1 pseudogene is annotated in these 453 nt (G+C 45.5%); it reads left to right on the forward strand.

Annotation, left to right across the window (positions count from 1 at the left end):
- Positions 1-223 (forward strand): annotated as a pseudogene (locus E3E29_RS11385) (hypothetical protein); the annotation flags it as partial.
- Between the last annotated feature and the right edge of the window lie 230 nt (positions 224-453).

Raw genomic sequence — 453 nt, forward strand, 5'->3', positions numbered from 1 at the left:
GCTCAAGCTCAACCATGAGATAAGAAGCTCCACAGTCTACGTTGATATCGAGGCCAGCTTCCTCCGAGAAAACGTTGGAGGTCTTTTCGGCTCGTTCTCCGGAGTTTCCGACGAGAAAATAAAGAAGGACATAGCGGCAACAATTCAGAGGGTCATCAAGGACGTGTCCAGGGAGTACGGAATTGCACTCAACCTGCGGAAATTGAACGTGGTCATCCGCTGATTCTTTTTTCTCTTTTTTCTATTGCATTTTCAAATCAGCACTCAAGATCGTCATCATCCTGACGTCAGTTCTGCCGAGGTCATCATCTGGACTACCAGAGTCGTATATCCTTATAACTCTTAGCAAGCCACCCACTTTTCGTCATCAATCGAAACGCCAAGTTTTTAAGCTGAAATATATTCGATGTACACATGAACACGCTGATCCTTGGAGTTCTAGCTGCCATTACC

Source organism: Thermococcus sp. Bubb.Bath (assembly GCF_012027595.1).
Taxonomy (GTDB): Archaea; Methanobacteriota_B; Thermococci; order Thermococcales; family Thermococcaceae; genus Thermococcus.